Consider the following 24,436-nt stretch of genomic DNA (forward strand, 5'->3'; position numbering starts at 1 on the left):
GGGGGGCCCCCGCCCCCCCCCCGGGTGGGGGGGGTGCGGCCCTCGGAGCGGCGTTTCCGTCAGACGGCCAGACGCTCCGCCGCCGCGTCCAGACGGGCCAGGGTCCGCTCGCGGCCCAGCACCTCCAGCGACTCGAACAGCGGCAGGCCGACCGTGCGACCGGTGACCGCGACCCGGATCGGGGCCTGAGCCTTGCCGAGCTTCAGCCCGTGCTCGGCGGCGACGGCCTCCAGCGCCTCCTTCAGCGCGGCGGCCCCGAAGGGCTCCAGCACGGCGAGCTTCTCGCGGGCGGTGCGCAGCAGGGCCAGCGCGACGTCCTTGTTCTTCATCGCCTTCGTCCAGGACGCCTCGTCCTGGACCGGCTCGGCCAGGAACAGGAAGTCGACCTGCTCGACGATCTCGCCCAGCACCGCGATGCGGGACTGCGCGAGCGGGGCCAGCTCGGCGAAGGCCTTCTCGTCGAAGGACTCGGCCGGCCACGGCGCGCGGCCGGCGGCCAGGTAGGGGGCGCAGGCCGCGACGAACGCGTCCACCGTCAGGGCGCGGATGTACTCGCCGTTGAACGAGCGCAGCTTCGCGACGTCGAAGAAGGCGGAGGCCGCGTTGACGTCCTCGACCCGGAACAGCCGCTCCAGCTCGTCGTACGGGCGGATCTCGATGTCGTCCTTCGGGCCCCAGCCCAGCAGCATCAGGTAGTTCACCATCGCCTCGGGCAGGTAGCCCTCGGCCAGGTAGTCCTCCAGCGCCACCTTGTCGCGGCGCTTGGACAGCTTCTGCCGCTTCTCGTTGACGATCACCGGCAGGTGCGCCCAGACCGGCGGGGTGGCGCCGAGGGCCTCCCACAGCAGCTGCTGCTTCGGGGTGTTCGACAGGTGCTCCTCGCCGCGGATGACCTCCGTGACGCCCTGCTCCAGGTCGTCGACGACGTTGGCGAGCAGGAAGACCGGGCTGCCGTCGCCGCGGGCGATCACGAAGTCCTCGATCGCGGAGTTCGGGAAGGCCGGCTCGCCGCGGATGAGGTCCACCACCACGGTGGAGCCCTCGTCCGGGGTGCGGAAGCGCAGCGCGCGGCCCTCGGCGTACTCCAGGCCCCGCTCGCGGCAGAAGCCGTCGTAGCCGGTCTGGGCGGAGCCGGAGCGCTCGGCGACCTGCTCGCGGGTGCAGTCGCAGTAGTAGGCCCGGCCGGCCCCGTACAGCCTGGCGGCGGCGGCGCGGTGGCTGTCGGCGTTGGCGGACTGGAAGTACGGGCCCTCGAAGCCCGGGTCCCCCTCGTGGATGCCGATCGCGGCGAGGGCGCTGATGATGCCCTCGGTCCACTCGGGCTTGTTGCGGGCTGCGTCGGTGTCCTCGATCCGCAGGACGAAGACACCGCCCTGCTGTCGTGCCGTCGCCCAGTTGTACAGCGCCGAGCGGGCACCGCCGACGTGGAACATGCCGGTGGGGCTCGGAGCGAAACGGACGCGGACGGGACGGGATACCTCGGTCATGGAACCAAAGGGTATCGGGCCGGGAGGGGGTGCCGGGCACCCGCACCCCGGCCCGGCACCCGGGACGGCGCCCCGCGGCGGCGGCGGGCGGCGTCCCGGACGGTCGCGTTCCCCGCCCGCTCCACCGCCTCCCGGGCCGCCGGGCCGCCGGGGTTCCCGGTGGCGGAGCCGTGGCCGGGAGGCCGGTCAGGGACCCGGCCGGGCGCGACGAAGGGGCGCGACGAAGGGGCGCGTCCGACACTCGCGGCGCTCGAAGGCGGCGCGCCCGTCCCCGCCCGCGCCGGGGGCACCCCGGGCCGCCGGGCGGCGGGACCGCCCGAGCCCGACGCCCGCCCCCGGGCGGCTCAGCCCGCCTCGCGCCCCCGGAAGGTCCGCCGGTACTCGCGGGGCGGCACGCCCACCCGGGCGGTGAAGGGCGGGCGCAGGGAGACCGCGGAGGCGAAGCCGCAGCGGGTGGCGACGGTGTCGACGGGGATGTCGGTGTCCTCCAGGAGCCGCTGGGCGGTGAGGATCCGCTGGTCGAGGAGCCAGCGCAGCGGAGTGGTGCCGGTGGCGGCGACGAACCGGCGGGCGAAGGTGCGTTCGGACATCACCGCCAGGGCGGCCATCCGGCGGACCGTCCAGGGGGTGCCGAGGGCGGCCAGGACCTCGGTGCGGACCCGGGCGAGCGGATCGTCCGCGGCCGTGGGCTCCGGCACCGGCGAGGGGATGAACTGGGCCTGGCCGCCCGAGCGGAACGGCGCGGTGACCATCGCGCGGGCGACGGCCGCGGCCGCCCGTTCGCCGTGTGCGGCCCGGACCAGGTGCAGACAGAGGTCGATGCCGGCCGCCGCCCCGGCCGAGGTCCACAGCCGGCCCTCGCCGGTGAACAGCACCTCGGGCCGGACGTCCACCGCCGGGTGACGCCGGGCCAGCTGGTCGGCGACCGCCCAGTGGGTGGTCGCGGTGCGGCCGTCCAGCAGACCGGCCTCGGCGAGCACGAAGGCACCGGCGCAGAGCGAGGCGATGGTGACGCCGCGCCCGTGGGCGGTGCGCAGCGCGGCGTGGACGGCCGGGTCGACCGGCACGTCGAGCCGCTCCATGCCGGGCACGACGACCAGGTCGCAGTCGGCCAGCGCCTCCAATCCGAAGTCCGGGACGCGCTCCAGCCCGCCGCCGAGCCGGACCCTGGCACCGGCCGGGCCGCAGACCCGCAGGTCGAACGCGGGAAGGCCGGGGCGGCTCGCCCGGTTCGCCCAGACCTCGCCGATCACCGCGTAGTCGAACGGCCGGACACCGTCGAAGATCACGCACCCCACCGTCCGCATGGCAGGATCGTAGCGACGGGTGGCCGCGGCGCCACTCACGGCGGTTCCGGCACCCGCCGCAGCATGGACGCATGACGAACACCAGCGCCCTCGACGCCCCGCTCACCATCGACACCGACGCCGTCCTGGTCGTCATCGACGTCCAGAAGGGCTTCGAGGACCCGTACTGGGGCGAGCGCGACAACCCCGACGCCGAACAGCGGATCGGCGAGCTGATCGACGTGTGGCAGGCCACCGGGCGGCCGGTGGTGGTCGTCCGGCACGCCTCCACCGGCGGCCCGCTGGTGCCGGGCACGCCCGGGTACGAGCTGAAGGACTTCGTGGCGGCGGTCGAACCCGCGCTGCACGTCACCAAGACGGTGAACAGCGCCTTCTACGGTACCCCGGACCTGCACGCCTGGCTCCAGGAGCGGGGCGCCCGGCAGGTGGTGATCAGCGGGATCATCACCAACGTGTGCAACGAGACCACCGCCCGGATGGCGGGCAACCTGGGCTACGACACGGTCTTCCCGCTCGACGCCATGCACGCCTTCGACATGACCGGGCCGGACGGCGTGACCCTTCCCGCCGCCGAACTCACCCGCGCCACCGGCACCGTGCTGCACGCGATGCGGTTCGCCAAGGTGGTCACCACCGAGGCGGTGGTGACGGCGGCGAAGACCGGCGAGCCGACCGCGGTCGCCTGGTCCTGACCCGGCCGGCACCGGTGGCGGGCGCACCGGCCGCGCCCGCCACCGACCGCCACCGACAGTCGCCGCCCGCCTCCTCCGTCCGACCCGCCCCGCACCGTCCTTCCGCCCCGCCCGCCCCCCGGGTCCGCCGCGTCCGGCATGATGATCGTCCCTCCTTCGCCGACCGGGGGCCGGGCCTCCGCCGCGGCCACCGGGTCCGTGGCTCCGGAGCTCCGACCTCGGCGACGAAGGAACGTGACACGGGTGGACGAGAGAATCCTGGACGCCGGACCGGCCGGGGGCGCGGAGCCGTTCGAGGCGCACCGGGCGCACCTGCGCGCCGTCGCCTACCGGATGCTGGGCTCGCTCGCCGAGGCGGAGGACGCCGTCCAGGACACCTGGCTACGCTACGACCGCGCCGACACCTCCGCGGTGGAGAACCTCGGCGGGTGGCTGACCACGGTGACCGGGCGGGTCTGCCTCAACCAGCTCCGCTCGCGCGCCCGGCGGCGCGAGGAGTCCTACGAGGCGCGGGCCGAGGGAGCCGGCGCCGGGGGCGGGCCGCCGCGGATCCCGGACCCGCTGATCGGACGGGCGGACGCGCCGGACCCCGAGCAGGAGGTGCTGCTCGCCGACTCGGTCGGCCTGGCGCTGATGGTGGTGCTGGAGTCGCTGTCGCCCGCCGAGCGGGTGTCCTTCGTGCTGCACGACATGTTCGCGGTGCCGTTCGAGGAGATCGCGCCGCTGATCGGGCGGACCGCCCCCGCCACCCGTCAGCTGGCCAGCCGGGCCCGCCGCAGGGTGCAGGGCCGGGCGCCCGCGCCGGACCGGGACCTCGCCCGGCAGCGGGTGGCCGTCGACGCGTTCTTCGCCGCCACCCGCACCGGGGACCTCGACGCGCTGCTCGCCGTCCTCCACCCGGACGTGGTGCTGCGGGCGGATGGCTCGGCCGGCCGGGACCGGCGTCCGGTGGTGCTCACCGGGGCACGGACGGTCGCGGGCCAGGCGGTCATGTTCCGCGGCCTGTCCCCGTACGCGCGGCCGGCGCTGGTCAACGGCGCGGCGGGCGCGGTGGTGATCGGTGCCGACGGACGGCCGGTGTCGGTCATGGCGTTCACCGTGACGGGCGGCGCGATCGTGGCGATCGACGTGCTCACCGATCCGGACCGGCTGGCCGCCATGGACCTGAGGGCGTTCGCGGACCGGCCCCCGGCGGACTGACGCCTCCCCCGGCGCGACCGATCGCCCCTCCCCGGCCGGCTCGGACCGGGCCCGGGACACGGCCGCCCCCGCACACCGAGGAACGGGTGCGCGGGGGCGGCCGGCCGTGCCCCGGCGGGCCTGAGCCCGCCCGGGTCTCAGCCCTTCTTCGCGATGAAGTCGTACGCGCCGGCCGCGACGTCGTCCAGGTACGGACCGGCCTGGAACTTCGGATCACCGGTGTGCTTGCCGACCGAGACGTTGCTGACCAGCGCCGGCCTTCCGTCCCTGACGGCCAGCCAGCCGCCGCCGCTGGAGCCGCCGGTCATGGTGCAGCCGATGGTGAGCATCGGCGGGCGGGCCGGGTCGTAGGACAGCCGGGTCGGCCTGCCGCTCTCGCAGCGGTTGAGCTCCATGCCGTCGAACGGCGGGGCCGCCGGGTAGCCGTACTCGGTGACGTTCAGCTGGTCGCGCGGGGCGTTGAACCAGACCGGCAGCGAGCCGCCGACCGTCTCCTCCAGGGACTTGGCGCCGTCGCCGGGCTGCACCCGGATGATCGCGAAGTCGTACTGGGTGGCCGGGGAGCCGCCGTCGCCGCCCTCGGCCTTCCACTGCGGGGAGGTCACCGCCTGGGTGGCGGGCCAGATCCCGAGGGGTGCGTACTGGGACTCCTCGGCCTGCTTGCCGCCGCTCAGCGCGCCGTTGCTGTTGAACGCCGGGATGAAGGAGATGTTGCTGAAGTACTTGCCGCCCTTGCCCTGGTGGACGCAGTGGCCGGCGGTCCACACCAGGTTGCTCCGGCCCGGGTGGGCGGGGTCGGCGACCACGGTGGCCGAGCACTGGTAGTGGCTCAGCCCGGCGGCGGCCTCGGCACCGCTGCCCGGCGCGTCGGCGAACAGCTTCCCGTGCACCGCGAGCTTGGTGTACGGGTGCGGGAGCGGCTGGGCGTTGACGGTCCTGGGCAGCGGGTCGTTGCCGTTGTCGGCGGGCTGAGCGGGCTGCGCCGGCTGGGCGGGAGCCTGCGAGGGCGGCGCGGGCTGCGCCGGGGCCTGCGAGGGCTGGACCGGCGCGGCCGGGGCCTGCGAGGCCGGCTGCTGGGTGTTCGACGGCTTCGGCGCCCCGGGCGCGGACGGCGGCGGGGTCGGGTGCCCCGGCTGGGTGGGCTGACCCGCCGGCGGCTTGCCCGCGGGCACGGACGGCGCGCCCGGTACGGACGGCTGACCCGGCGCGGACGGCTGACCGGGCTGCGCCGGGGCCTGGGTCGGCGGCGGGGTCGGCTGACCGGGGGCGGCCGACGGCTGGGCCGGCGCGACCGGCGGCACGGCGGGCGGCGCGATCGGCTCCCGGGGCTTGGCCTTCAGCAGCTTGTCGAGCGTCCAGAAGCCCTTGGCGGCGGCCGGGAGGGCGTAGTCCTTCGCCCACTTCTCCCAGTCCTCGAACTTCCACTTCTTCAGGTCGTCGAGGTTGGCCGGCAGGCCGGGGACGGTCCCCGGGGCGGCGTCCGCAGCCGCGTTCACGGCGGAGTCGGCCGAGCCGTTCTCCGGCCCGCAGGCCGCGGTGGTGAGCAGCGTCAGCGTGAGCGCGGAGGCCCCGAGGGCCGTCCTGGCGGTGCGCACGGTGCGACGGCGACCAATATTTCTGTCAGACGATGACATGAATTTTCTGTTCCCCCTGTATGAAAAACACCCGACGCCACCGGGGCGGCGCCGGGTACTGCGCGGGGGAGTATTCCACTGTCCGTCAGCAGACCGTCCAACCGCCCCCGTCGGCGGGTGCCGGTACCGCCGGGGAGCGGCCCCGGCGACCGACCGCGACCGCCTCCGGATCGGGGCGGCCGGTCGCGGGGGGCGGCGGTGTCGTCGGTCGTCCGGCCGACGTGACGGGCGCGGCGGACCGACGACCCGTCACCAGCTGTGCGAGTGCAGCCAGTCGGCGAGGTGGCGCGCGCAGTCGTCGACGGACTCCCGCCAGGTGTGGCCGGCGCCGTCGCCCGCCTCGTCGCTGACGTGCTTCACCAGGCGGACCGGCAGCCCGGCCCGGTGGGCGACGGTGGCGACGGCGTAGCCCTCCATGTCGACGAGGTCCGCGTGCTCGGCGAGCCGGTCGCGGGACGCCGCGTCGGAGACGAAGAGGTCGCCGGTGGCCAGGACCGGGCCGTCGCCCTTGCCGACGACCAGCGGGGCCCCGTAGGTGCGGCCGGTCAGGGCGAACAGGGCCGGCGAGTCGAGGTCGTGCTGGATCACCTGGGTGACCGTGTGGGTGCCCTCCCAGCCGGACCGCAGGGCCCCGGCGGTGCCGAGGTTGACCACCTCGGACGGGTGCGGACCCCGGGCGAGGACGGTGGCCAGCGCGACGGCGGCGTTGACCTTGCCGATGCCGGTGAGCAGCACCGGGAGCCGGTCGCCGAGGTGGGCGGCCTCCTCCCGGACGGCGACGACGAGCAGCGGTCGGTCGGCGGAGATCGTTCCCAGAAGGCGCATGCCGCCATCGTACGGAGGGCCCGGCCCGTGAACCGGCGCACGAACCGCCAGCGCCCGGGGCGTGCGCCCCGGACAACCGGACCCCCACCCTCCGGAACGACCCGGGAACCGCGTAGGGTGCGTGCCGCGTCGACCCGTTCGCCGCCGTCGTCCCGGGGGGAACCGGCCCGGCGGCACACAGCAGGACGGCACCACGCCGGACCCGCCCTCCGTCCCGGAGGCCGGGGGACGGACAGCAGCTCAAGATCCGCGCAACTCGGGTGTGGCCGCCGGAAGTGACGGCCATACTGCTGGCAACGGCCGGGCCCCGGCGACAGGGGCGGGCCACAGGGGAGGGGGAGGCTGGTGGCGACACCGGTGCGTATCGAGAAGCCGGGTGCGCCCGCACCGCAGCGGTCCGGCGGCACGGGGGCGGTGGGCGTGCGGAGCGGGCCCGTCGCCCGGCCGGGCCGGGCGGCCCGGACGGCACCGGGCCGGCTGCGGCTCGCCGGGGCGCTGCTCGCGGTGCTGACCCTCGCGTTCGGCGCGCTGACCGCCGTCCAGCTGAACGCCCGGGCCGCGGCGGCCGAGCGGGTGACCCGCTCCAGTCAGCCGCTCAGCCAGGCCGCCGCCGACATCAACCGCGCCCTGGCCGACGCGGACGCCACCGCGGCCACCGGCTTCCTGCTGGCGGGCGCCGAGCCGAAGGCCGTCCGGGAGCGCTACGAGCAGGACCTCGCGACGGCCTCCCGGCTGATCTCCGACGCCGCGGCCCGCACCACCTCGTCCTCGGCGCTCCAGGGACTGCTCTCCACCCTCAACCAGAAGGTGCCGGTGTACGCCGGTCTGGTGGAGACCGCCCGGTCGTACAACCGGCAGGGGTTCCCGCTCGGCGGCGCCTACCAGCGGTACGCCTCCGAGCAGATGCGCGCCGAGCTGCTGCCGGTCGCCGCCGAGCTGTCGTCCGCCCAGGACGACGTGCTGGCCGCCGACCTGGCGGACGCCCGGACCACCCCGTGGGCCGGCTACGCGCTGGGCCTGGTGGCCCTGCTGGCGCTCGCCTGGGTGCAGCTGTCGCTGTTCCGGCGGACCAACCGGGTCCTCAACATCGGGCTGCTGGCAGCCACCGCGTCCGTCCTCGCCGCGGTGCTCTGGCTGACCGCCGCCGCGAGCGGCGCCGACTCCTCGCTCGGACGCGGCGAACGCGAGGGCGCGGCACCGCTGCGGGCGCTCAACCGGGCCCGGGTGGACGTGCTGACCGCCCGGCTCGCGGAGAACCTGCACTACGTCGCGCGCGGCTCCAGCGCCACCTACGCGGAGCTGTGGCAGACGACCACCCGGAACCTGTACACCGGCGACACCGAGACCGACAAGCGCCGCTCCCCGGCCGGCTCGCTGGCGACGGCCCAGGAGCTGGCCCCGGCGGACGCGCGCACCGCGGTCGGCCAGGCCGTGGACGACTACCGGCAGTGGCGCGACCGGCACGCCGCGGCCGCCAAGCTGGAGAACGAGGGCGACTACCAGGCGGCGCTGGACGCCACCGTGACCGCCCGGGCGGCGGACGCGCCGAAGACCTCCGACGCCGCGTTCTCCGCCGCGGACCAGCGGCTCGCCGAGGCCGCCCGCACCGAGGAGGACCGCTTCCGGGCCGAGGCGGTGGGCGTCGACGGGGACCTGCGCACCGCCGCCGTGGCGATCGCGGCCCTGGGTCTGCTGGCCGCCGCCGCGGCCCTGGGCGGCCTCGGCCGCCGACTGGCCGAGTACCGGTAGAGGGGGACGGACCACATGACCACGATCAAGGACCGGGGACGCGGCCGGGCGGCCGTGCCGCGGGCGGCCCGGACGGCGCTGGCGCTGGCACTGCTGGCCTCCGGCGCGCTGGTGCTCGGCACCGGCGGCCCGGGGGACGGCGCGGCGGGCGCGGTGCCCGCGGCGGCCCGCCAGGACCGGCCGGCCCAGGCCGGCCAGGCTCCGCAGGCGGCACAGGCGGAGCCCTGCGACCTCTTCAGGAGCGTCCCGGCGAGCACCGAGGACGGGCCCGCGGTGAAGGCCATCAAGGCCCGCCGCAGCCTGGTCGTCGGCATCGACCTGAACAGCTACCGGTGGGGCTCCCGGAACCCGAACACCGGCCAGCTGGAGGGCTTCGACATCGACCTCGCGAAGGCCATCGGCACCGCGATCATGGGCGACCCCGACAAGGTGGTGCTCAAGTCGGTGCCGACCGCCGAGCGGATCAGGTTCATCCAGGAGGGCCGGGTCGACATCATCGTCCGGACCATGTCGATCACCTGTGACCGGATGGAGCAGATCGCCTTCTCCCGGCCGTACTTCAAGACCAGCCAGCGGGTCGTGGTGCCGAAGTCCAACCCGGCGAGGACGCTCGACGAGGCGCTCAACGGCGCGCGGGTCTGCGCCGCGGCCGGCTCCTCCTCGCTGGGGGACCTGAAGGGCCGTCCGGTCAAGGAGGTCGTCACCCCGGAGAACAACCTGGACTGCCTGGTGCTGATGCAGCTGGGCAAGGTCGACGCGACGATGACCGACGACGTCCTCGCGGCCAGCCAGGCGGCGCAGGACCAGACCGTCCGGGTGGTGAACGACGAGGTCCGGCCGGGCGTGATGGGCGTCGCGATGCTGAGGACCAGCACCGACCTGACCGCCCGGGTCAACCAGGTGCTCAACGACTACTACACGAGCGGCACCTGGCGCCGCCAGTACGACCAGTGGCTCAAGCCGTACCTGGGGGACGACGCCGACCGGCACTGGCCGACGGCGCAGTCCACGCTGTCGGCGCAGTGACCACCGGGCCCGGAGGAACGGCCGGGACAGGCGTTAGGGTCGGTCCGGCGGCCCCCGGGGCCGGGAACGGTCCCCGGGAGGACGGAACCGGGCAGGTGGCGGAACAGGCGGAGGAGGGGAGAGAAGGATGGCGGCTTCGGCCGGCCCGGTGCTGAGCCGGGAGGAGGTGGACCGCGCGCTGGCGCGCCTCGGCGCGGAACGCGACGCGGTCGAGTCGGCGCTGCTCTCGCTCCAGGACCACCCGGGGCTGCGGCTGCTGGACGGCGCCGCCCTGACGGGCCGCACCCAGGAGCGCTGGTCCGTCGTCGGACAGGGCCTGCCGCTGCTCTGGGCGCTGTTCGACCGCTACTCGGAGGCGCTCGCCTCGGCCCGCGCGGTGCGGGCCCGGAAGGCCAGGCCGGGCGGCCCCGAACTCGCCGAGCTGAGCGAGCTGCTGACCGGCGACGCGGTCACCGTGCCCGGGGGCGCGCCGGACGGCCCGCAGCGCCTCGGCGCGCCGGCCCGGCTGGTCGAGCGGATCAGCCTGGACGGGCTGATGGAACGGATGAACGCCTGGTACGCCACCGTCCTGGAGGTCGTCTCGGCGGCCGACGCGGTCTGGACGGCGCTGCCCGCCCGGATCGACCTGCTGATCGCCGAGCTCCGCCGGGTGCAGACACTGGCGCACTCGCTCGGCGTGCGCGCCGGCACGCACCCGATCGGTGACGACCTGGACGCGCTGGACGCCGATCTGAACGGCCTGCGGACCGAGGTGCGCAACGACCCGCTGGCGCTGTGGCGGCCGGCCCGCGTCCCGGCGCAGCGCGGCACCGTGCCGGACGGCGGCGCGCTCGCCACGCCGTCCGGGGTGGTCGACACCGAGCGGTTCGACCTGGCCGGGCGGGCACTGGACGCCGTCCGGCTGGAGCTGGAGAACCTGCTGCGGCTGCGCGACGACGCCGAGGAGCGGTTGCAGGGCGTCGGCGACCTGCTGCAGCGGGCCGACGCCACGCTGGCGGAGGCCCGCCGGGCGCGCGGCGAGGTGCTGGCCAAGATCGCCGCCACCGAGGTGCCCGCCGTCCCGGGCCCGGCCTCGGCGCTGCGCGAACGGATCGTGGTGGCGCTGGACCTGCGGCAGAACGGCCAGTGGTACCGGCTGGCACCGCTGCTGGACGCGCTGGAGGACGCGGCCGCCAAGGAGCTGGCCCGGGCCCGGCACTCGCTCACCGAGGTGACCCAGCCGCTGGCCGTCCGGGCCGAGCTGCGCGGACGCCTGGACGCGTACAAGGCGATGGCGGCCCGGATGCGGGTGGCCGAGGACCCGGAAGTGGTGGAGCGGTACGAGAAGGCGCGCTGGCTGCTCTGGAGCGCGCCGTGCGACCTGCGGGCGGCCGCCGCCGCGGTGGCCCGGTTCCAGCAGGCGCTGCGGCCGGCGGCACAGGGCGGGCCGGTGCAGAACGGCACGGAGCAGGACGGCACGGAGCAGGACGGCACGGAGCAGGGCGGCACGGAGCAGGGCGGGGCGTGGGCCGGCGGGGAGCCGGTCGACGGACAGGCTTTCGACGGACGGGTACAGGGGGGCCGAGGGTGATGGGCGAGACGTGTGCGCGGCCGGAGTGCGGCGGCGCCGGGACGATCGACGCGGACGGCTACTGCGACGAGTGCGGACTCGCCCCGGTGGGCACCTCGTCGGTGAAGGCCGCCGCCGGCCCGGCGTCCGCGGGCGGCGCGGGCGCTCCCGCCGGCCCCGCGGCGGCTCCGGCCGGCGCGGCCGCGGGGAACCCCTGCCCGCGCGACTGCTCCGGGACGATCGACGCCGACGGCTACTGCGACGAGTGCGGACTCACCCCGCCCGACGCACCGGCCCCGCGCCCGGCGGCGTACAGCTCCACCCTGGAGATCTCCTTCGACCCGGAGACCGGCCTGCCCGTCACCGGCTCCGCCGGGATCCCCTCGGCCCGCACCGGCTCGGCCCGCAGCGCCTCCTCGCGCTCGCTGTCCGGCCGCTCCCGCTCGCACCGCTCGACCCGCACCGGCAGCGGCCGTTCGGTCTCGGTGCGCAGCAGCCGCGGCAGCGTCACCGCCGGCCGCCACCGGCTCGGCGCGGGCCTGGTGACGGTGCCGACCGTCCCGGACGCCGATCCGGCGCAGGCGGTGCTGGAGAACCCGGAGGTGCCGGAGCGCAAGCGGTACTGCTCCAAGTGCGACACCCCGGTGGGCCGGGACCGCAACGGCAAGCCGGGCCGCCCGGACGGCTTCTGCACCAAGTGCGGCACGCCGTACTCCTTCACCCCCAAGCTGCGCCGGGGCGACCTGGTCGGCGGGCAGTACGAGGTGGTGGGCTGCCTGGCGCACGGCGGCCTCGGCTGGATCTACCTGGCGATCGACCGGCGGGTCAACGACAAGTGGGTCGTGCTCAAGGGCCTGCTGGACACCGGGGACGAGGACGCGCTCGCGGTGGCCGTCGCCGAGCGGCGGTTCCTGGCCGAGGTGGACCACCCGAACATCGTGCGCATCATCAACTTCGCCGAGCACCCGGACCTGCGCACCGGCGCCACCGACGGCTACATCGTGATGGAGTACGTCGGCGGCAAGTCCCTCAAGGACATCGCCAACGAGCGTCGCGGGCCGGCGGGCCGGCGCGATCCGCTGCCGGTCGAGCAGGCGATCGCGTACGCGCTGGAGGCACTGCCCGCGCTGGGCTACCTGCACAACCGCGGGCTGATCTACTGCGACTTCAAGATCGACAACGTGATCCAGAGCGGGGACGCGCTCAAGATCATCGACATGGGCGCCGTCCGCCGCTTCGACGACGACGGCCCGATCTACGGCACCATCGGCTACCAGGCCCCGGAGATCGCCGTCGACGGCCCCTCCCCCGCCTCCGACCTCTACACGGTGGCCCGCACCCTCGCCGTCCTCACCTTCGACTTCCAGGGGTACTCCACCACCCACCGGGACACCCTGCCCGGCCCGGAGGCCGTCCCGGTCTTCGCCGCCTACGAGTCCTACTACCGCCTGCTGGTCCGCGCCACCGACCCCGACCCGGCCCGCAGGTTCGGCTCCGCCGAGGAGATGGCCGACCAGCTCACCGGTGTGCTGCGCGAGGTGCTGGCGCTCCAGGACGGCCGGGCCCGGCCCGCTCCCTCCACCCTCTTCGGCCCCGAACTGCGCGTGGTCGACACCGAGTTGGTGGCACCCACCGAGTGGTCCGGCGAACTGCGGCTGGCCGCCGTCGACCCGGCCGCCGCCGCCCTCGCACTGCCCGTCCCCCGGGTCGACCCGGCCGACCCGAACGCCGGCTTCCTGGCCGCCCTGCTGGCCACCGACCCCGCGGAGGCGCTCGCCGCCCTCGACGGCGCGCCCACCGATTCCGTCGAACGCCGGCTGCGGGCCCTGCGCGCGCTGCTCGAACTCGGCCACGGACGGCAGTCCGCCGAGGCGCTGGCCGCGCTGGAGCGGGACCACCCCGAGGACTGGCGGGTCATCTGGTACCGCGGCCTGGCCTCCCTGGTGGCCGCCGCCGACCCGGACGCCGGCGCGGACACCGGGGCCGGCACGGGCGCGGGCGGAAGCGGTCCGGCGGAGCCGCGCGAGCAGGCGCTGCGCGCCGCCGCCGAGGCCTTCGACGCCGTCTACGACGCCTTCCCCGGCGAGGCCGCGCCCAAGCTGGCGCTCGCCGTCTGCGCCGAGCTCCTCGGCGACGGGGGCGACGCGGCCGAGTTCTACCGCCTGGTGTGGAGCACCGACCAGAGCTACCTGAGCGCCGCCTTCGGGCTGGCCCGGGTCCGGCTCGCCGCGGACGACCGGACCGGCGCGGTCGCCGTCCTGGAGTCCGTCCCGGCCACCTCCAGCCAGTACACCGCCGCCCGGATCGCCGCCGTCCGGGCCCGGCTGCGCGAGCGGCCCGCCACCGACCCGCTCGGCGCCGACCTCGGCGCGAGCTCCGAGCAGCTGACCGCGCTGCGCCTGGACGACCGCCGCCGCGAGGAACTCGCCGTCGAGGTGCTCGGCGCGGCGCTCGGCTGGGTGCGCGCCGGATCCCCCGGCACGGGCGGCCCCGACGGGCCGGCCGGGCAGGTCAGCGTGCTGGGACGGCCCGCGGTGGAACGGGAACTGCGGTTCGCCCTGGAGCAGTCCTACCGGGTGCTCGCCCGGTTGGCCGACCGGGCCGAAACAAGGATCGAGATGGTGGAACGGGCCAACCGCGCCCGTCCCAGGACGTGGGTGTAAGAGATGCCGCAGCAGACCGTGTGCCAGAGCTGTGCCGAGCCGATGGACCCGGAGGACGTCTTCTGCGGCTCCTGCGGTGCGAGCCGGGACGGCCGGCCCGCCGCCGGCGCGATGCCGGCCGGCTGGTCCGCCGCCCGGGCCGGCGGTGACGGGGACCACCCGCCGACCCTGCCCAACACGCCGACCGTGCCCGCCCAGGGCGCGCAGAGCACCGCCGCGTGCGTGCACTGCGGGCTCCACCAGGTGACCGCCGACGGCTACTGCGAGGGCTGCGGCGGCGCCCAGCCGCGCCCCCGCGACCACATGGAGAAGGCGCTGGCCGGAGTGGCCGGGGTCAGCGACCGCGGTGTGCGGCACCACCGCAACGAGGACTCCTTCACCGTCGCCGCCACCTCGCTGCCCGGCGGCGAGCCGGTCGTGGTGGCCGTGGTCTGCGACGGCGTCTCCTCCTCCGACCGGCCCGACCAGGCCTCCGAGACCGCGGTCGACGCCGCCTCCGAGTCGCTCCTCAGCTCCCTGGAGTCCGGCGCCGGCGCGGGCGCCGCGATGCACCGGGCGATCGCCGACGCCGCCGACGCGGTGGCCGCCCTCGCCACCGACGGCACCCGGCCGGTCCGGCCCGACGTCAACGCGCCCGCCTGCACCTACGTCAGCGCCATCGCGGCCGGCGGCCGGATCACCATCGGCTGGGTCGGGGACACCCGGGCCTACTGGATCCCCGACGACCGGACCTCGGCCGTGCCGTTCCGGCTCACCCAGGACGACTCCTGGGCCGCCCGGATGGTCGAGGCCGGACTGATGGGCGAGGCCGAGGCGTACGCGGACCCGCGGGCCCACGCCATCACCGGCTGGCTCGGCGCGGACGCCGAGGAGGTCGTGCCGCACGTCGTCGACTTCACCCCGCACTGCCCCGGGGTGCTGCTGGTCTGCACCGACGGGCTGTGGAACTACGCCGAGGCGGCCACCGACCTGGCGTACTACGTCCGGCCGGACGCCCGCACCGAGCCGCTGGCGGCCGCCCAGAGCCTGGTGAAGTTCGCCGTCGCGGCCGGCGGGCACGACAACATCACGGTCGCCGTGCTGCCGATCGACCCGCCCCCGGCGGACGAGGAGGACGCCCGCACCGCCACCGCGCTCGACCTCCCGGTGATCACCGCGTCCGGGGCCCCCGGGGCGGACGAGGAGGAGTACGACCCGACCCTGCCGGACATCCCGGTGATCGGCTCGCCCGCCGCACCGCTGCCCCCGCTCCCCCCGCCGCCGCCCGCGGCCCCGCCCCGCCCGACCGTGCCCCCGGCCCGCTGACCCCACCGGTCCGGACCACCGACCGGAACCGACCGCCGACCGGTCCGGGCCACGCCCGGCCCGGACCGGTCCCACCACCGGCCGGACGCTCCCGGGCCCGCGCCCCGCCGGCGCGCGCCCCGCCGGCGCGGCCGGCGGCCCCGTGGCGTCCGCACCGCACCACCCGCCCCGTACCACCCGCACCGCCCGCCGCCCCGGTGGCGGGCCACCCGGAGCACGGCCGCCACCGAGCACCGCCACCCACCGAGCACAGCCCCCGCACCAACCGACCATCCGACGGGAGCCACCGGCCCATGGCAACACTGGCGAAGCCGAACCTGCCCAGGTTCGACGTGGACATCTTCCAGAACGAGTACCTCGCGGACGGCGCCCGCGAGGTGAACGCCATCATCACCGTCACCGCGACCGGCGGCGGCACCTCCGGCGGCCGGCCGCTCGGCGTCACCGACGCCGCGGCGGGCGGCGGCGACGGGCAGGGCGCCGCCGTGGTGATCCTGGTGGACTGCTCCGGATCGATGGACTACCCGTCGAGCAAGCTGCGCGGTGCCCGCGAGGCGACCGCCGCCGCCATCGACACCGTCCGCGACGGCGTCGCCTTCGCCGTCGTCGCGGGCACCCACGAGGCCAAGGAGATCTTCCCCGGCGACGGCACCCTCGCCGTCGCCTCCGCGGACACCCGCGCCCGCGCCAAGGAGTCGCTGCGCCGGCTCACCGCGGCCGGCGGCACCGCCATGGGCAGCTGGCTGACCAGGGCCGACCAGCTCTTCCTGACGCGCCGCGACATCCCGATCCGGCACGCCATCCTGCTGACCGACGGCAACAACGAGCACGAGACCGCCGCCGAGCTGGAACGCGCGATCGGCCGGGTCACCGGCCACTTCACCGCCGACTGCCGGGGCGTCGGCACCGACTGGAAGGTCGGCGAGCTGCGCAAGATCTCCTCCGCCCTGCTCGGCACCGTCGACATCGTCCCCGAGCCGTCCGGCCTGGCCGAGGACTTCCGCTCGATGATGGCCGGCGCGATGGGCAAGCAGGTCGCCGACGTCGCCCTGCGGATCTGGACGCCCGCCAACGCGGTGGTCAAGTTCGTCAAGCAGGTCGCCCCCGCGCTGGAGGACCTCACCGGCCGCCGGGCCGAGGCCGGGCCGCGGGCCGGCGACTACCCGACCGGCTCGTGGGGCGACGAGAGCCGCGACTACCACGTCTGCGTGGAGGTCCCCGCCTCGGCCGTCGGCAACGAGATGCTCGCCGCCCGGGTGAGTCTGGTCCTGCCGCCGTCCGTCTCCGGGGGGACGCCCGAGGTGCTGTCGCAGGGCCTGGTCAAGGCGGTCTGGACGGACGACCTCGCCTCGTCCACCCGGATCAGCCCGCAGGTCGCCCACTACACCGGCCAGGCGGAGCTCGCCGCGGCCGTCCAGGAGGGCATGGAGGCGCACCGCGCGGGGGACGTCCACCGGGCCACCGCCAGGCTCGGCGCCGCCGTCCGGATCGCCCACGCGACCGGGAACGAGGGCACGTACCGGCTGCTGCAGAAGGTGGTGGACGTGGTGGACCCGAAGGAGGGTACCGTTCGGTTCCGTAAGAACGTGAGCGAGGCCGACTCGATGATCATCGAGACCCGGTCCACCAAGACCGTCCGTGTGAAGAAGTGACCGCCGAGGCACCGTCCGGGCCGCGAACCGGCCGGGCCCGGCCCCGGCCGGGCTGGAATTGAGGGGGGACCTGATGCCGATCTGCCCGAGGGGCCATGAGTCGCAGGCCGAGGACTGGTGCGACTTCTGCGGTTTTCCGATGACACCACCGCAGCCGCAGCCGCAGCACCACGGCGCGCCGCCCGGCGCGCACGGTGCCCCGGGGGCGCACGGCGCACCCGGCGCTCCCGGGGCGCCGTACGGGTCCACGCTCCCCCCGGGCGCGCTGCCGCACCCCGGGGCGGTGCCCCCGCCCGGCGCGGTGCCGCCCCCGCCGCCCGGCCCGCAGGGGTTCCCCGACCTCACCGAGGGCCTGGCGGTCTGCCCGATCTGCCGCAGCCCGCAGACCGGACGGTTCTGCGAGGAGTGCGGTTACGACTACGACCTGTCCGCACCGCAGCGCGCCCCGCAGCCCTTCCCCGCCCACCCCCAGCAGGCCGGGCCCGCGCCGCTGAACATCCCGGCCGCGTACGGCGGGGCTCCGGAGCACCAGGCACCGCCGGCGCCCCCGCAGCCCCCCGCCGCCCCGCCGCTGCCGCCGCAGCCCACCGCGCCGGGCGGCTACGGCTACCCGCAGCCCGCCTACGCACAGCACGCCCCCGCGCCGGAAGGGGCCCCGTCGCCGTACGGGCAGCCCGAGGCCCCGGCCCCCTACGGGCACCCCGAGGCCCCGTCCGCCTACGGACAGCCCGGCGGGTACCAGGGGCACCCCGGCCACCCCGGCCACCCGGAGCCGCTGCCCGACGCGCCGTACCAGCCGCTGCCGCCGCGCGAGGACTCCGGCCCGGTCTACGCCCAGCCCGGCCCGGCCCGGCGCGGGGACGAGTTCGGCACCTCCTTCAACCTGGCCCCGCCGGTGGCCGCGCAGCCGGCCGAGCCGCAGGGACCGCCCGCCGAGCCGGTCCGGACCACCTGGTTCGCGGTGATCGCGGCCGACCGCGACTACTTCACCGCGATGATGACCCGCAGCGGCCCGGAGGCGTCCGGGCTGTTCTTCCCGCCGTACTGCCCCGAGCGGCGGATCCCGCTGACCGGGCGCGGCCAGCTGCGGATCGGCCGGCGCAGCCAGCACCGCGGCACGGTGCCGGAGATCGACCTCTCGGTCGCGCCGGAGGACCCGGGCGCCTCGCACCAGCACGCCCTGCTGGCGGAGCAGCCGGACGGCAGCTGGGTGCTGGTCGACCAGGACTCCACCAACGGCACCACGGTGAACGGCGGCGCCGACCCGGTGTCCCCGCACACCGCGATCCCGCTGAACGACGGCGACCGGATCCACATCGGCGCCTGGACCACCATCACCGTGCACCGCGCCTGACGCACGGGACCCACCGGAAGCGGCGGTGCCGGTGGGTCACCGGAAGCGGCGGTGCCGGTGGGTCACCGGAAGCGGCGGTGCCGGCGTCATCGACACCGTTGTAAAAATGATCATCAAATGATGCTCAGACAACTCCACACGGCGGCCTGCCGCCCCTACGCTCGGTCGCTATGACTGCTGCTATATCCGCCGACGGAATCCGTCAGCGGTACGGGGACGTGCAGGCCGTCGACGGGGTGTCGCTCACCGTCGAGGCCGGCGAATTCTACGGAATCCTGGGGCCCAACGGCGCCGGGAAGACCACCACGCTGGAGATCCTGGAGGGGATCCGCAAGCCCGACGAGGGCCGGATCGAACTGCTCGGCCTGGCACCCTGGCCGCGCAACCCGAAACTGCTGCCGCGCATCGGCGTCCAGTTCCAGGCCTCCGCCTTCTTCAACAAGCTCACGGCGCGGGAGACCATCCGCACCTTCGGCTCCCTCTACGGCGTCGGCCCCAGGCGGGCCGACGCGATGCTGGAGCGGGTCGGCCTGACCGAGTCCGCCGGGGTGATGACCGACAGGATGTCCGGCGGCCAGGCCCAGCGCCTCTCCATCGCCTGCGCGCTGGTGCACGGCCCGGAGCTGGTCTTCCTCGACGAGCCCACCACCGGGCTCGACCCGCAGGCCCGCCGCAACCTCTGGGACCTGCTGCGCGACATCAACGCCGAGGGCCGCACCGTCGTGCTGACCACCCACTACCTCGACGAGGCCGAGGTGCTCTGCGACCGCGTCTCGGTGATGGACCACGGCCGGATCCTGCGCACCGGCGCGCCCGCCGCACTGGTCCGCGAGATCGACGACACCGTCCGGATCAGCGTCGAGTCCGGCCTGCTGGCCCTGGACGCCGCGCGCGAACTGTTCGCCGCCGCCGGGGCGGAGATCACCTCGCTGGAGGACGACGGCGTCTCGCTCTCGCTCTCCACCCGGCTGCCGGCGCCGGTGCTCTCCGTGCTGGCCGAACGGGGCGCCCTGCGCGGCCTGGAGGTCCGCGGCGCCACCCTGGAGGACGTCTTCCTCCAGCTCACCGGACGGGAGTACCGCGCATGACCACCGAGCCCACCGCCACCGGCTCCGTGCCGGGGCAGCGCCCCGCGCCGGACGGCCCGGCCCCGGCCCCCGCCCCGGCCCCCGCCCCCGCGGAGCGCGAGCGGGTCTCCGCCTTCGTCAGCCTCTCCCGGGTGATGCTGGTCGCCTTCCTCCGGGACCGCAGCGCGCTCTTCTTCGTGCTGCTCTTCCCGCTGATGTTCCTGCTGCTCTTCGGGACCCTCCTCAAGGGCGCCTCCAGCCCGCACGCCAAGGTGGAACAGGTCGGCGCCGTCCGGCTGCTGGACTCGGTGCAGGGCGAGGCCCGAACCGGGCTCGAACAGGTGCTGACCATCACCAGGACCGACGACGAGGCCGCCGCGCTGGAGAAGGTCCGCAAGGGCGACCTCGACGCCGTGATCAAGGAGGGGCCGGACGGCCGGGTCGTGGTGCGCTACAGCGCCGCCGACCAGGTCCGGGCCGGCTCCGTCCAGGGCATCGTCAACTCGGTCGTCCAGCAGGCCAACCAGGCGGCCAGCGGCACGCCCCCGACGTTCACCGTGGAGAGCGCCCGGGTGGAGGACGAGTCGCTCAAGCCGATCCAGTTCCTCACCCCCGGCCTGCTCGGCTGGGCGGTCGCCACCGGCGCGGTGTTCAGCGCCTCGCTGACCCTGGTCGGCTGGCGGCAGAAGAAGGTGCTGCGCCGGCTGCGGCTCGCCCCGGTGAGCGCCGGTTCCATCGTGGCCTCCCGGGTCGCCGTCTCGGTGCTGACCGCACTGGCCCAGACCGCGGTCTTCCTGGTCGTGGCGACCACGCCGTTCTTCGGCCTGCGGCTCACCGGCGACTGGTGGCTGGTGATCCCGCTGGTGGTCTGCGCGACCATCGCGTTCATGTCCATCGGACTGCTGGCCGGCTCGATCGCCAGGACGGAGGAGGCGGCCAACGGCCTCTCCCAGATCATCGTGCTGCCGATGTCGTTCCTGTCCGGCTCGTTCTTCCCGACCAACGACATGCCCGCCTGGCTCAGGGCGGTCTCCGAGGCGCTCCCGCTGAAGCACCTGGTCGACTCGGCGCAGTCGGTGCTCTCCCGGGGCGGCGGCGTCATGGACGCGCTGCCGACCATGGGCGCGCTGCTGCTCTTCGCCGCCGTGCTGACCGGCGTCTCCTGGAAGCTGTTCCGCTGGGACGACTGAGCCGCGCCGCCCCGGCCGCCGCGCGGGGTCGTACACCTCCGGTCCTGGTCCCCAGGTCCCGGTGTACGGCCCCGCCGCCGTCTGCGACCATGGTCGGGTGAACGAGATCCGGCGTGGCACGCTCAGCGAGGAGACCTTCTTCGAGCAGGTCGGCGGCGAACCGACCTTCCGGCGGCTGGTCCACCGGTTCTACCAGGGCGTCGCCGGGGACGAGTTGCTCCGGCCGATGTACCCGGAGGAGGACCTCGGTCCGGCCGAGGAGCGGTTCGCGCTCTTCCTCATGCAGTACTGGGGCGGCCCCCGCACGTACAGCGAGCAGCGCGGCCACCCCCGGCTGCGGATGCGGCACGTGCCGTTCAAGGTCGACCGGGCGGCGCACGACGCCTGGCTGAAGCACATGCGGGTCGCCGTCGACGAGCTGGACCTGCCCGAGGACGCCGAGCGCCGGCTCTGGGACTACCTCACCTACGCCGCCGCCTCGATGATCAACACCGAGGGCTGACCGGAGCGTTGCCCGGGGCCCGGGAGACTTCGCCGCCGGGCCCGGAAGCGGCCCGGGGCAAGCCTAGCGAGGGCGGACCGGGCTGAGCCCGAGCCCCGCGCCGGGCGCGGCCGCCGTCCGCAGCGCCACCGACCCGGCCGGGGCGGAGAGCCGCAGCCAGCCCCCGGCCCGGTGCACCCCGAGCGGGGCCCGCGGGTTCAGGAAGCCGATCACCTGGGCCGCGTGGGCGGCCCGCAGCGGCAGCTCGGGCAGCACGGTCACCGGACGCGACCAGATCTCGTCGGCCAGCGCGTCGAGCACCGCGCGGGTCCGGTGGTGCCCCGGGACGGCCTCACTGCGCTCGCGGAACTCCCGCACGGCGTCCGTCACTTCGGCGCGCACCCGGTCGGCCGGCGGGGCACCGACCGGCTGCCAGCCGGTGCGCGGCGGCAGCAGCCCGGCCCAGGCCGGGCCGGTCACCGGGGCGGGCCGCGCGACCGTGCCCGCCGCCTCGTCCAGGCCGTCCAGCAGCTGACCGGCCGAGACCGTCAGGTCCACCGGGGCGTCGAGCCGGGACAGGCCCGCGGTGCGCACCACCAGCACGCCGGAGCCGCCCAGCGGCAGCCGCCCGAACACCGCCAGCACTCCTGGGCCGTCCGGCCGCGGCACGCCCTGCAGCCGGACCACCGCCGCCTTGTCGAAGCGCAGCAGGCGGACCAGGAAGGCGGCCAGGTCGGCGGCCTCCCCGGGCTCGGCGAGGGCGAGGGCGGCAGTGCTGTTCAACGCTTCGGCTCACATCCGGACATCGGGCGGGCGGGCATCGGGCGGGCGGGCAACGGGATCCGGGAGCGTCCGGACCGCGGGCGGAGAAATCACGGCGGACCTCCCCGGGGGCGGCGGTCAGGCCGCGACGGCCGGCTCCCCGTCCATGAAGCGCGCCAGGAACTCCCGCTCCACCTGGCTGATCCGGCGCGGCCGGCCCTCGGCCAGGTCGTAGGGGACGACGACGGTGGACGCCCGGACGTAGACCGTCTCCGTGCCGTCCGCGGCGGTGTCCTTGATCTCGTACGAGACCGTCAACGAGGCCCCGCCGATCCTGGTCACCCAGGTCTCGACGGTGACCGGCTCGGGCCGGTGCACCAGGGGGCGCTTGTAGTCGATCTCGTGGCGGGCCACCACGGAGCCGCCCGCGAACTCCCCCGCGCCGGCCTCGGCGGCCTGGGTGAACATGAAGTCGATCCGGGCCTCCTCCAGGTAGCGCAGGAAGACCACGTTGTTGACGTGCCCGAAGGCGTCCATGTCGGACCAGCGCAGCGGGCAGGCGTAGATGTGGCGTGCCACGGGTTCTCCTCGGCGTCCGGGGCCCGCCGGCGGTGCGTGCCGGTCGGGCCGCGGCCCGGCAGGCCGGCCCCCACGGGGCGGGCGGCCTGCCGGGCCGCTGTGACGGCTGACTGTCAGCCTCGGGTCAGCTTCTTGTAGGTGGCCCGGTGCGGACGGGCGGCGTCGGCGCCCAGCCGCTCGATCTTGTTCTTCTCGTACGACTCGAAGTTGCCCTCGAACCAGAACCACTTGCTGTCGCCCTCGTAGGCGAGGATGTGGGTGGCGACCCGGTCCAGGAACCAGCGGTCGTGGGAGATGACCACGGCGCAGCCGGGGAACTCCAGCAGCGCGTTCTCCAGCGAGGAGAGGGTCTCGACGTCGAGGTCGTTGGTCGGCTCGTCGAGGAGCAGCAGGTTGCCGCCCTGCTTCAGGGTGAGCGCCAGGTTCAGGCGGTTGCGCTCACCGCCGGAGAGCACGCCGGCCGGCTTCTGCTGGTCCGGGCCCTTGAAGCCGAACGCCGAGACATAGGCGCGGGACGGCATCTCGACCTGGCCGACGTTGATCCAGTCCAGACCGTCGGAGACGACCTCCCAGAGGGTCTTCTTCGGGTCGATGTTGGAGCGGGTCTGGTCGACGTAGCTGATCTTGACCGTCTCGCCGACCTTGACCGTGCCGCTGTCCGGGGTCTCCAGGTCCTGGAGCATCTTGAACAGGGTGGTCTTGCCGGCGCCGTTCGGGCCGATGATGCCGACGATGCCGTTGCGCGGCAGGGTGAAGCTGAGGTCGTCGATCAGGATCTTCTCGCCGAAGGCCTTGTTGAGGTTCTCGACCTCGATGACGACGCTGCCCAGACGCGGGCCCGGCGGGATCTGGATCTCCTCGAAGTCCAGCTTCCGCATCTTGTCGGCCTCGGCGGCCATCTCCTCGTAGCGGGCCAGACGCGCCTTGGACTTGGCCTGGCGGCCCTTGGCGTTGGAGCGGACCCACTCCAGCTCTTCCTTGAGCCGCTTGGCGCGCTTGGCGTCCTTCTGGCCCTCGACCTTGAGACGGGACTGCTTGGTCTCCAGGTAGGTGGAGTAGTTGCCCTCGTACGGGTAGGCGCGGCCGCGGTCGAGCTCCAGGATCCACTGGGCGACGTTGTCCAGGAAGTACCGGTCGTGGGTGACGGCGACGACGGTGCCCTTGTACTTCTCCAGGTGCTGCTCCAGCCAGTTCACCGACTCGGCGTCCAGGTGGTTGGTGGGCTCGTCGAGCAGCAGCAGGTCGGGGGCCTCCAGCAGCAGCTTGCAGAGCGCGACGCGGCGCTTCTCGCCACCGGAGAGCTTGGTGACCGGCCAGTCGCCGGGCGGGCAGCCCAGGGCGTCCATGGCCTGTTCGAGCTGGGCGTCCAGGTCCCAGGCCTCGGCGTGGTCGAGCTCCTCCTGGAGCTTGCCCATCTCGTCGAGCAGCGCGTCCGAGTAGTCGGTCGCCATCAGCTCGGCGATCTCGTTGAAGCGGTCGAGCTTGCCCTTGATCTCCTTGACGCCGTCCTGGACGTTCTCCAGGACCGTCTTGGACTCGTCGAGCGGCGGCTCCTGGAGCAGCATGCCGACGGTGAAGCCGGGCGAGAGGAAGGCATCGCCGTTGGAGGGCTGCTCCAGGCCGGCCATCATCTTCAGCACGGTGGACTTACCGGCACCGTTGGGGCCCACGACGCCGATCTTCGCTCCGGGGAGGAAGCTGAGCGTCACGTCGTCAAGGATGACCTTGTCTCCGTGAGCCTTGCGCACCTTGCGCATCGTGTAGATGTATTCCGCCACGTGAGATCGCTCCGGCGTCGTCGGGAGTAATTCGGCTTGCAGCCTTCCATTGTGCCGCACCGGACCACGAGCCCCGAACGGCTCCTCCCCCCGGAACGCGGTGCGGCCCGGCTCCCCGCACGCGTGGTGCGGGGAG

19 protein-coding genes are annotated in these 24,436 nt (G+C 75.1%); 12 read left to right on the top strand and 7 right to left on the bottom strand.

Translation table 11 applies throughout. The features are described from left to right. Positions 1-59 precede the first annotated feature (59 nt). A complete protein-coding gene (gene gltX / locus ACFCX4_RS18005; RefSeq protein WP_376143509.1) occupies positions 60-1,433 on the bottom strand; it encodes a glutamate--tRNA ligase in 1,374 nt (457 codons plus the stop codon). Between the two features lie 398 nt (positions 1,434-1,831). After that, a complete protein-coding gene (locus tag ACFCX4_RS18010; protein WP_376143474.1) occupies positions 1,832-2,794 on the bottom strand; it encodes a GlxA family transcriptional regulator in 963 nt (320 codons plus the stop codon). Positions 2,795-2,865: 71 nt separating this feature from the next. Here ACFCX4_RS18010 and ACFCX4_RS18015 point away from each other — a divergent pair, with 71 nt between their 5' ends. Continuing rightward, positions 2,866-3,486 (top strand): cysteine hydrolase family protein, encoded by a 621-nt coding sequence (locus ACFCX4_RS18015; protein ID WP_376143476.1) that lies wholly within the window; start codon positions 2,866-2,868, stop codon positions 3,484-3,486. A gap of 243 nt (positions 3,487-3,729) precedes the next feature. After that, positions 3,730-4,686 carry a sigma-70 family RNA polymerase sigma factor gene (locus ACFCX4_RS18020; protein WP_376143478.1) on the top strand — a complete coding sequence of 319 codons (957 nt, stop codon included), beginning with the start codon at positions 3,730-3,732 and terminating at the stop codon, positions 4,684-4,686. 137 nt (positions 4,687-4,823) lie between these two features. Here ACFCX4_RS18020 and ACFCX4_RS18025 read toward each other — a convergent pair whose 3' ends face one another. Both ACFCX4_RS18025 and ACFCX4_RS18030 read right to left on the bottom strand, forming a co-directional pair. After that, positions 4,824-6,320: a hypothetical protein gene (locus tag ACFCX4_RS18025; protein ID WP_376143480.1), complete on the bottom strand. Its 1,497-nt coding sequence runs from the start codon at positions 6,318-6,320 to the stop codon at positions 4,824-4,826. A gap of 249 nt (positions 6,321-6,569) precedes the next feature. Beyond that, positions 6,570-7,145, bottom strand: a complete 576-nt coding sequence (locus ACFCX4_RS18030; protein WP_376143482.1) for a nucleosidase — start codon at positions 7,143-7,145, stop codon at positions 6,570-6,572. A gap of 357 nt (positions 7,146-7,502) precedes the next feature. Here ACFCX4_RS18030 and ACFCX4_RS18035 point away from each other — a divergent pair, with 357 nt between their 5' ends. The 10 genes from ACFCX4_RS18035 (at position 7,503) to ACFCX4_RS18080 (ending at position 21,202) form a co-directional block, all read left to right on the top strand. Next, complete coding sequence (locus ACFCX4_RS18035) at positions 7,503-8,894, top strand: hypothetical protein (RefSeq protein WP_376143484.1); 1,392 nt, start codon at positions 7,503-7,505, stop codon at positions 8,892-8,894. 15 nt (positions 8,895-8,909) lie between these two features. Then, on the top strand, positions 8,910-9,920 hold the full coding sequence (locus ACFCX4_RS18040) for a glutamate ABC transporter substrate-binding protein (RefSeq protein WP_376143486.1): 1,011 nt from the start codon (positions 8,910-8,912) through the stop codon (positions 9,918-9,920). Positions 9,921-10,047: 127 nt separating this feature from the next. Continuing rightward, positions 10,048-11,490, top strand: coding sequence for a hypothetical protein (locus ACFCX4_RS18045; protein WP_376143488.1), 1,443 nt, complete (start codon positions 10,048-10,050; stop codon positions 11,488-11,490). After that, positions 11,490-14,132, top strand: a complete 2,643-nt coding sequence (locus ACFCX4_RS18050) for a tetratricopeptide repeat protein (RefSeq protein ID WP_376143490.1) — start codon at positions 11,490-11,492, stop codon at positions 14,130-14,132. Before ACFCX4_RS18045 ends, ACFCX4_RS18050 begins: the two co-directional genes overlap by 1 nt. A 3-nt stretch (positions 14,133-14,135) precedes the next feature. After that, the gene (locus ACFCX4_RS18055) at positions 14,136-15,437 is read left to right on the top strand and encodes a PP2C family protein-serine/threonine phosphatase (RefSeq protein WP_376143492.1); all 1,302 of its coding nucleotides are present in this window, start codon (positions 14,136-14,138) and stop codon (positions 15,435-15,437) included. A 293-nt stretch (positions 15,438-15,730) separates the two neighbouring features. Further along, entirely contained in the window at positions 15,731-17,089 is a 1,359-nt protein-coding gene (locus tag ACFCX4_RS18060) for a VWA domain-containing protein (protein WP_376143494.1), read from the top strand. Between the two features lie 139 nt (positions 17,090-17,228). Continuing rightward, positions 17,229-18,443: an FHA domain-containing protein gene (locus ACFCX4_RS18065; protein ID WP_376143496.1), complete on the top strand. Its 1,215-nt coding sequence runs from the start codon at positions 17,229-17,231 to the stop codon at positions 18,441-18,443. A 170-nt stretch (positions 18,444-18,613) separates the two neighbouring features. Further along, entirely contained in the window at positions 18,614-19,531 is a 918-nt protein-coding gene (locus ACFCX4_RS18070; protein WP_376143498.1) for an ABC transporter ATP-binding protein, read from the top strand. Continuing rightward, positions 19,528-20,700 carry an ABC transporter permease gene (locus ACFCX4_RS18075; protein WP_376143500.1) on the top strand — a complete coding sequence of 391 codons (1,173 nt, stop codon included), beginning with the start codon at positions 19,528-19,530 and terminating at the stop codon, positions 20,698-20,700. Before ACFCX4_RS18070 ends, ACFCX4_RS18075 begins: the two co-directional genes overlap by 4 nt. A gap of 97 nt (positions 20,701-20,797) precedes the next feature. Continuing rightward, positions 20,798-21,202, top strand: a complete 405-nt coding sequence (locus ACFCX4_RS18080; protein ID WP_376143502.1) for a globin — start codon at positions 20,798-20,800, stop codon at positions 21,200-21,202. Between the two features lie 63 nt (positions 21,203-21,265). On the opposite strand, the gene ACFCX4_RS18085 is transcribed toward ACFCX4_RS18080, so the two are convergent. From ACFCX4_RS18085 to ettA, 3 genes are all read right to left on the bottom strand, one after another. Then, the gene (locus ACFCX4_RS18085) at positions 21,266-21,964 is read right to left on the bottom strand and encodes a hypothetical protein (protein WP_376143503.1); all 699 of its coding nucleotides are present in this window, start codon (positions 21,962-21,964) and stop codon (positions 21,266-21,268) included. A 117-nt stretch (positions 21,965-22,081) separates the two neighbouring features. Continuing rightward, the gene (locus ACFCX4_RS18090) at positions 22,082-22,522 is read right to left on the bottom strand and encodes an acyl-CoA thioesterase (protein WP_376143505.1); all 441 of its coding nucleotides are present in this window, start codon (positions 22,520-22,522) and stop codon (positions 22,082-22,084) included. 113 nt (positions 22,523-22,635) lie between these two features. After that, positions 22,636-24,300, bottom strand: a complete 1,665-nt coding sequence (gene ettA, locus ACFCX4_RS18095; protein ID WP_376143507.1) for an energy-dependent translational throttle protein EttA — start codon at positions 24,298-24,300, stop codon at positions 22,636-22,638. Positions 24,301-24,436: the final 136 nt, after the last annotated feature.

Origin of the sequence: Kitasatospora sp. NPDC056327 (assembly GCF_042261735.1) — a bacterium.
Classification (GTDB): domain Bacteria; phylum Actinomycetota; class Actinomycetes; order Streptomycetales; family Streptomycetaceae; genus Kitasatospora.

What these genes read in the sequence shown, in the direction of transcription:
- ACFCX4_RS18075 (WP_376143500.1), top strand. Translation starts at nt 19,528, where the DNA reads ATGACCACCGAGCCCACCGCCACCGGCTCCGTGCCGGGGCAGCGCCCC.
- ACFCX4_RS18010 (WP_376143474.1), bottom strand. Translation starts at nt 2,794, where the DNA reads ATGCGGACGGTGGGGTGCGTGATCTTCGACGGTGTCCGGCCGTTCGAC.
- ACFCX4_RS18015 (WP_376143476.1), top strand. Translation starts at nt 2,866, where the DNA reads ATGACGAACACCAGCGCCCTCGACGCCCCGCTCACCATCGACACCGAC.
- ACFCX4_RS18045 (WP_376143488.1), top strand. Translation starts at nt 10,048, where the DNA reads ATGGCGGCTTCGGCCGGCCCGGTGCTGAGCCGGGAGGAGGTGGACCGC.
- ACFCX4_RS18065 (WP_376143496.1), top strand. Translation starts at nt 17,229, where the DNA reads ATGACACCACCGCAGCCGCAGCCGCAGCACCACGGCGCGCCGCCCGGC.
- ACFCX4_RS18040 (WP_376143486.1), top strand. Translation starts at nt 8,910, where the DNA reads ATGACCACGATCAAGGACCGGGGACGCGGCCGGGCGGCCGTGCCGCGG.
- ACFCX4_RS18060 (WP_376143494.1), top strand. Translation starts at nt 15,731, where the DNA reads ATGGCAACACTGGCGAAGCCGAACCTGCCCAGGTTCGACGTGGACATC.
- ACFCX4_RS18050 (WP_376143490.1), top strand. Translation starts at nt 11,490, where the DNA reads ATGGGCGAGACGTGTGCGCGGCCGGAGTGCGGCGGCGCCGGGACGATC.
- ACFCX4_RS18030 (WP_376143482.1), bottom strand. Translation starts at nt 7,145, where the DNA reads ATGCGCCTTCTGGGAACGATCTCCGCCGACCGACCGCTGCTCGTCGTC.
- ACFCX4_RS18055 (WP_376143492.1), top strand. Translation starts at nt 14,136, where the DNA reads ATGCCGCAGCAGACCGTGTGCCAGAGCTGTGCCGAGCCGATGGACCCG.
- ACFCX4_RS18025 (WP_376143480.1), bottom strand. Translation starts at nt 6,320, where the DNA reads ATGTCATCGTCTGACAGAAATATTGGTCGCCGTCGCACCGTGCGCACC.
- ACFCX4_RS18070 (WP_376143498.1), top strand. Translation starts at nt 18,614, where the DNA reads ATGACTGCTGCTATATCCGCCGACGGAATCCGTCAGCGGTACGGGGAC.
- gltX (WP_376143509.1), bottom strand. Translation starts at nt 1,433, where the DNA reads ATGTTCCACGTCGGCGGTGCCCGCTCGGCGCTGTACAACTGGGCGACG.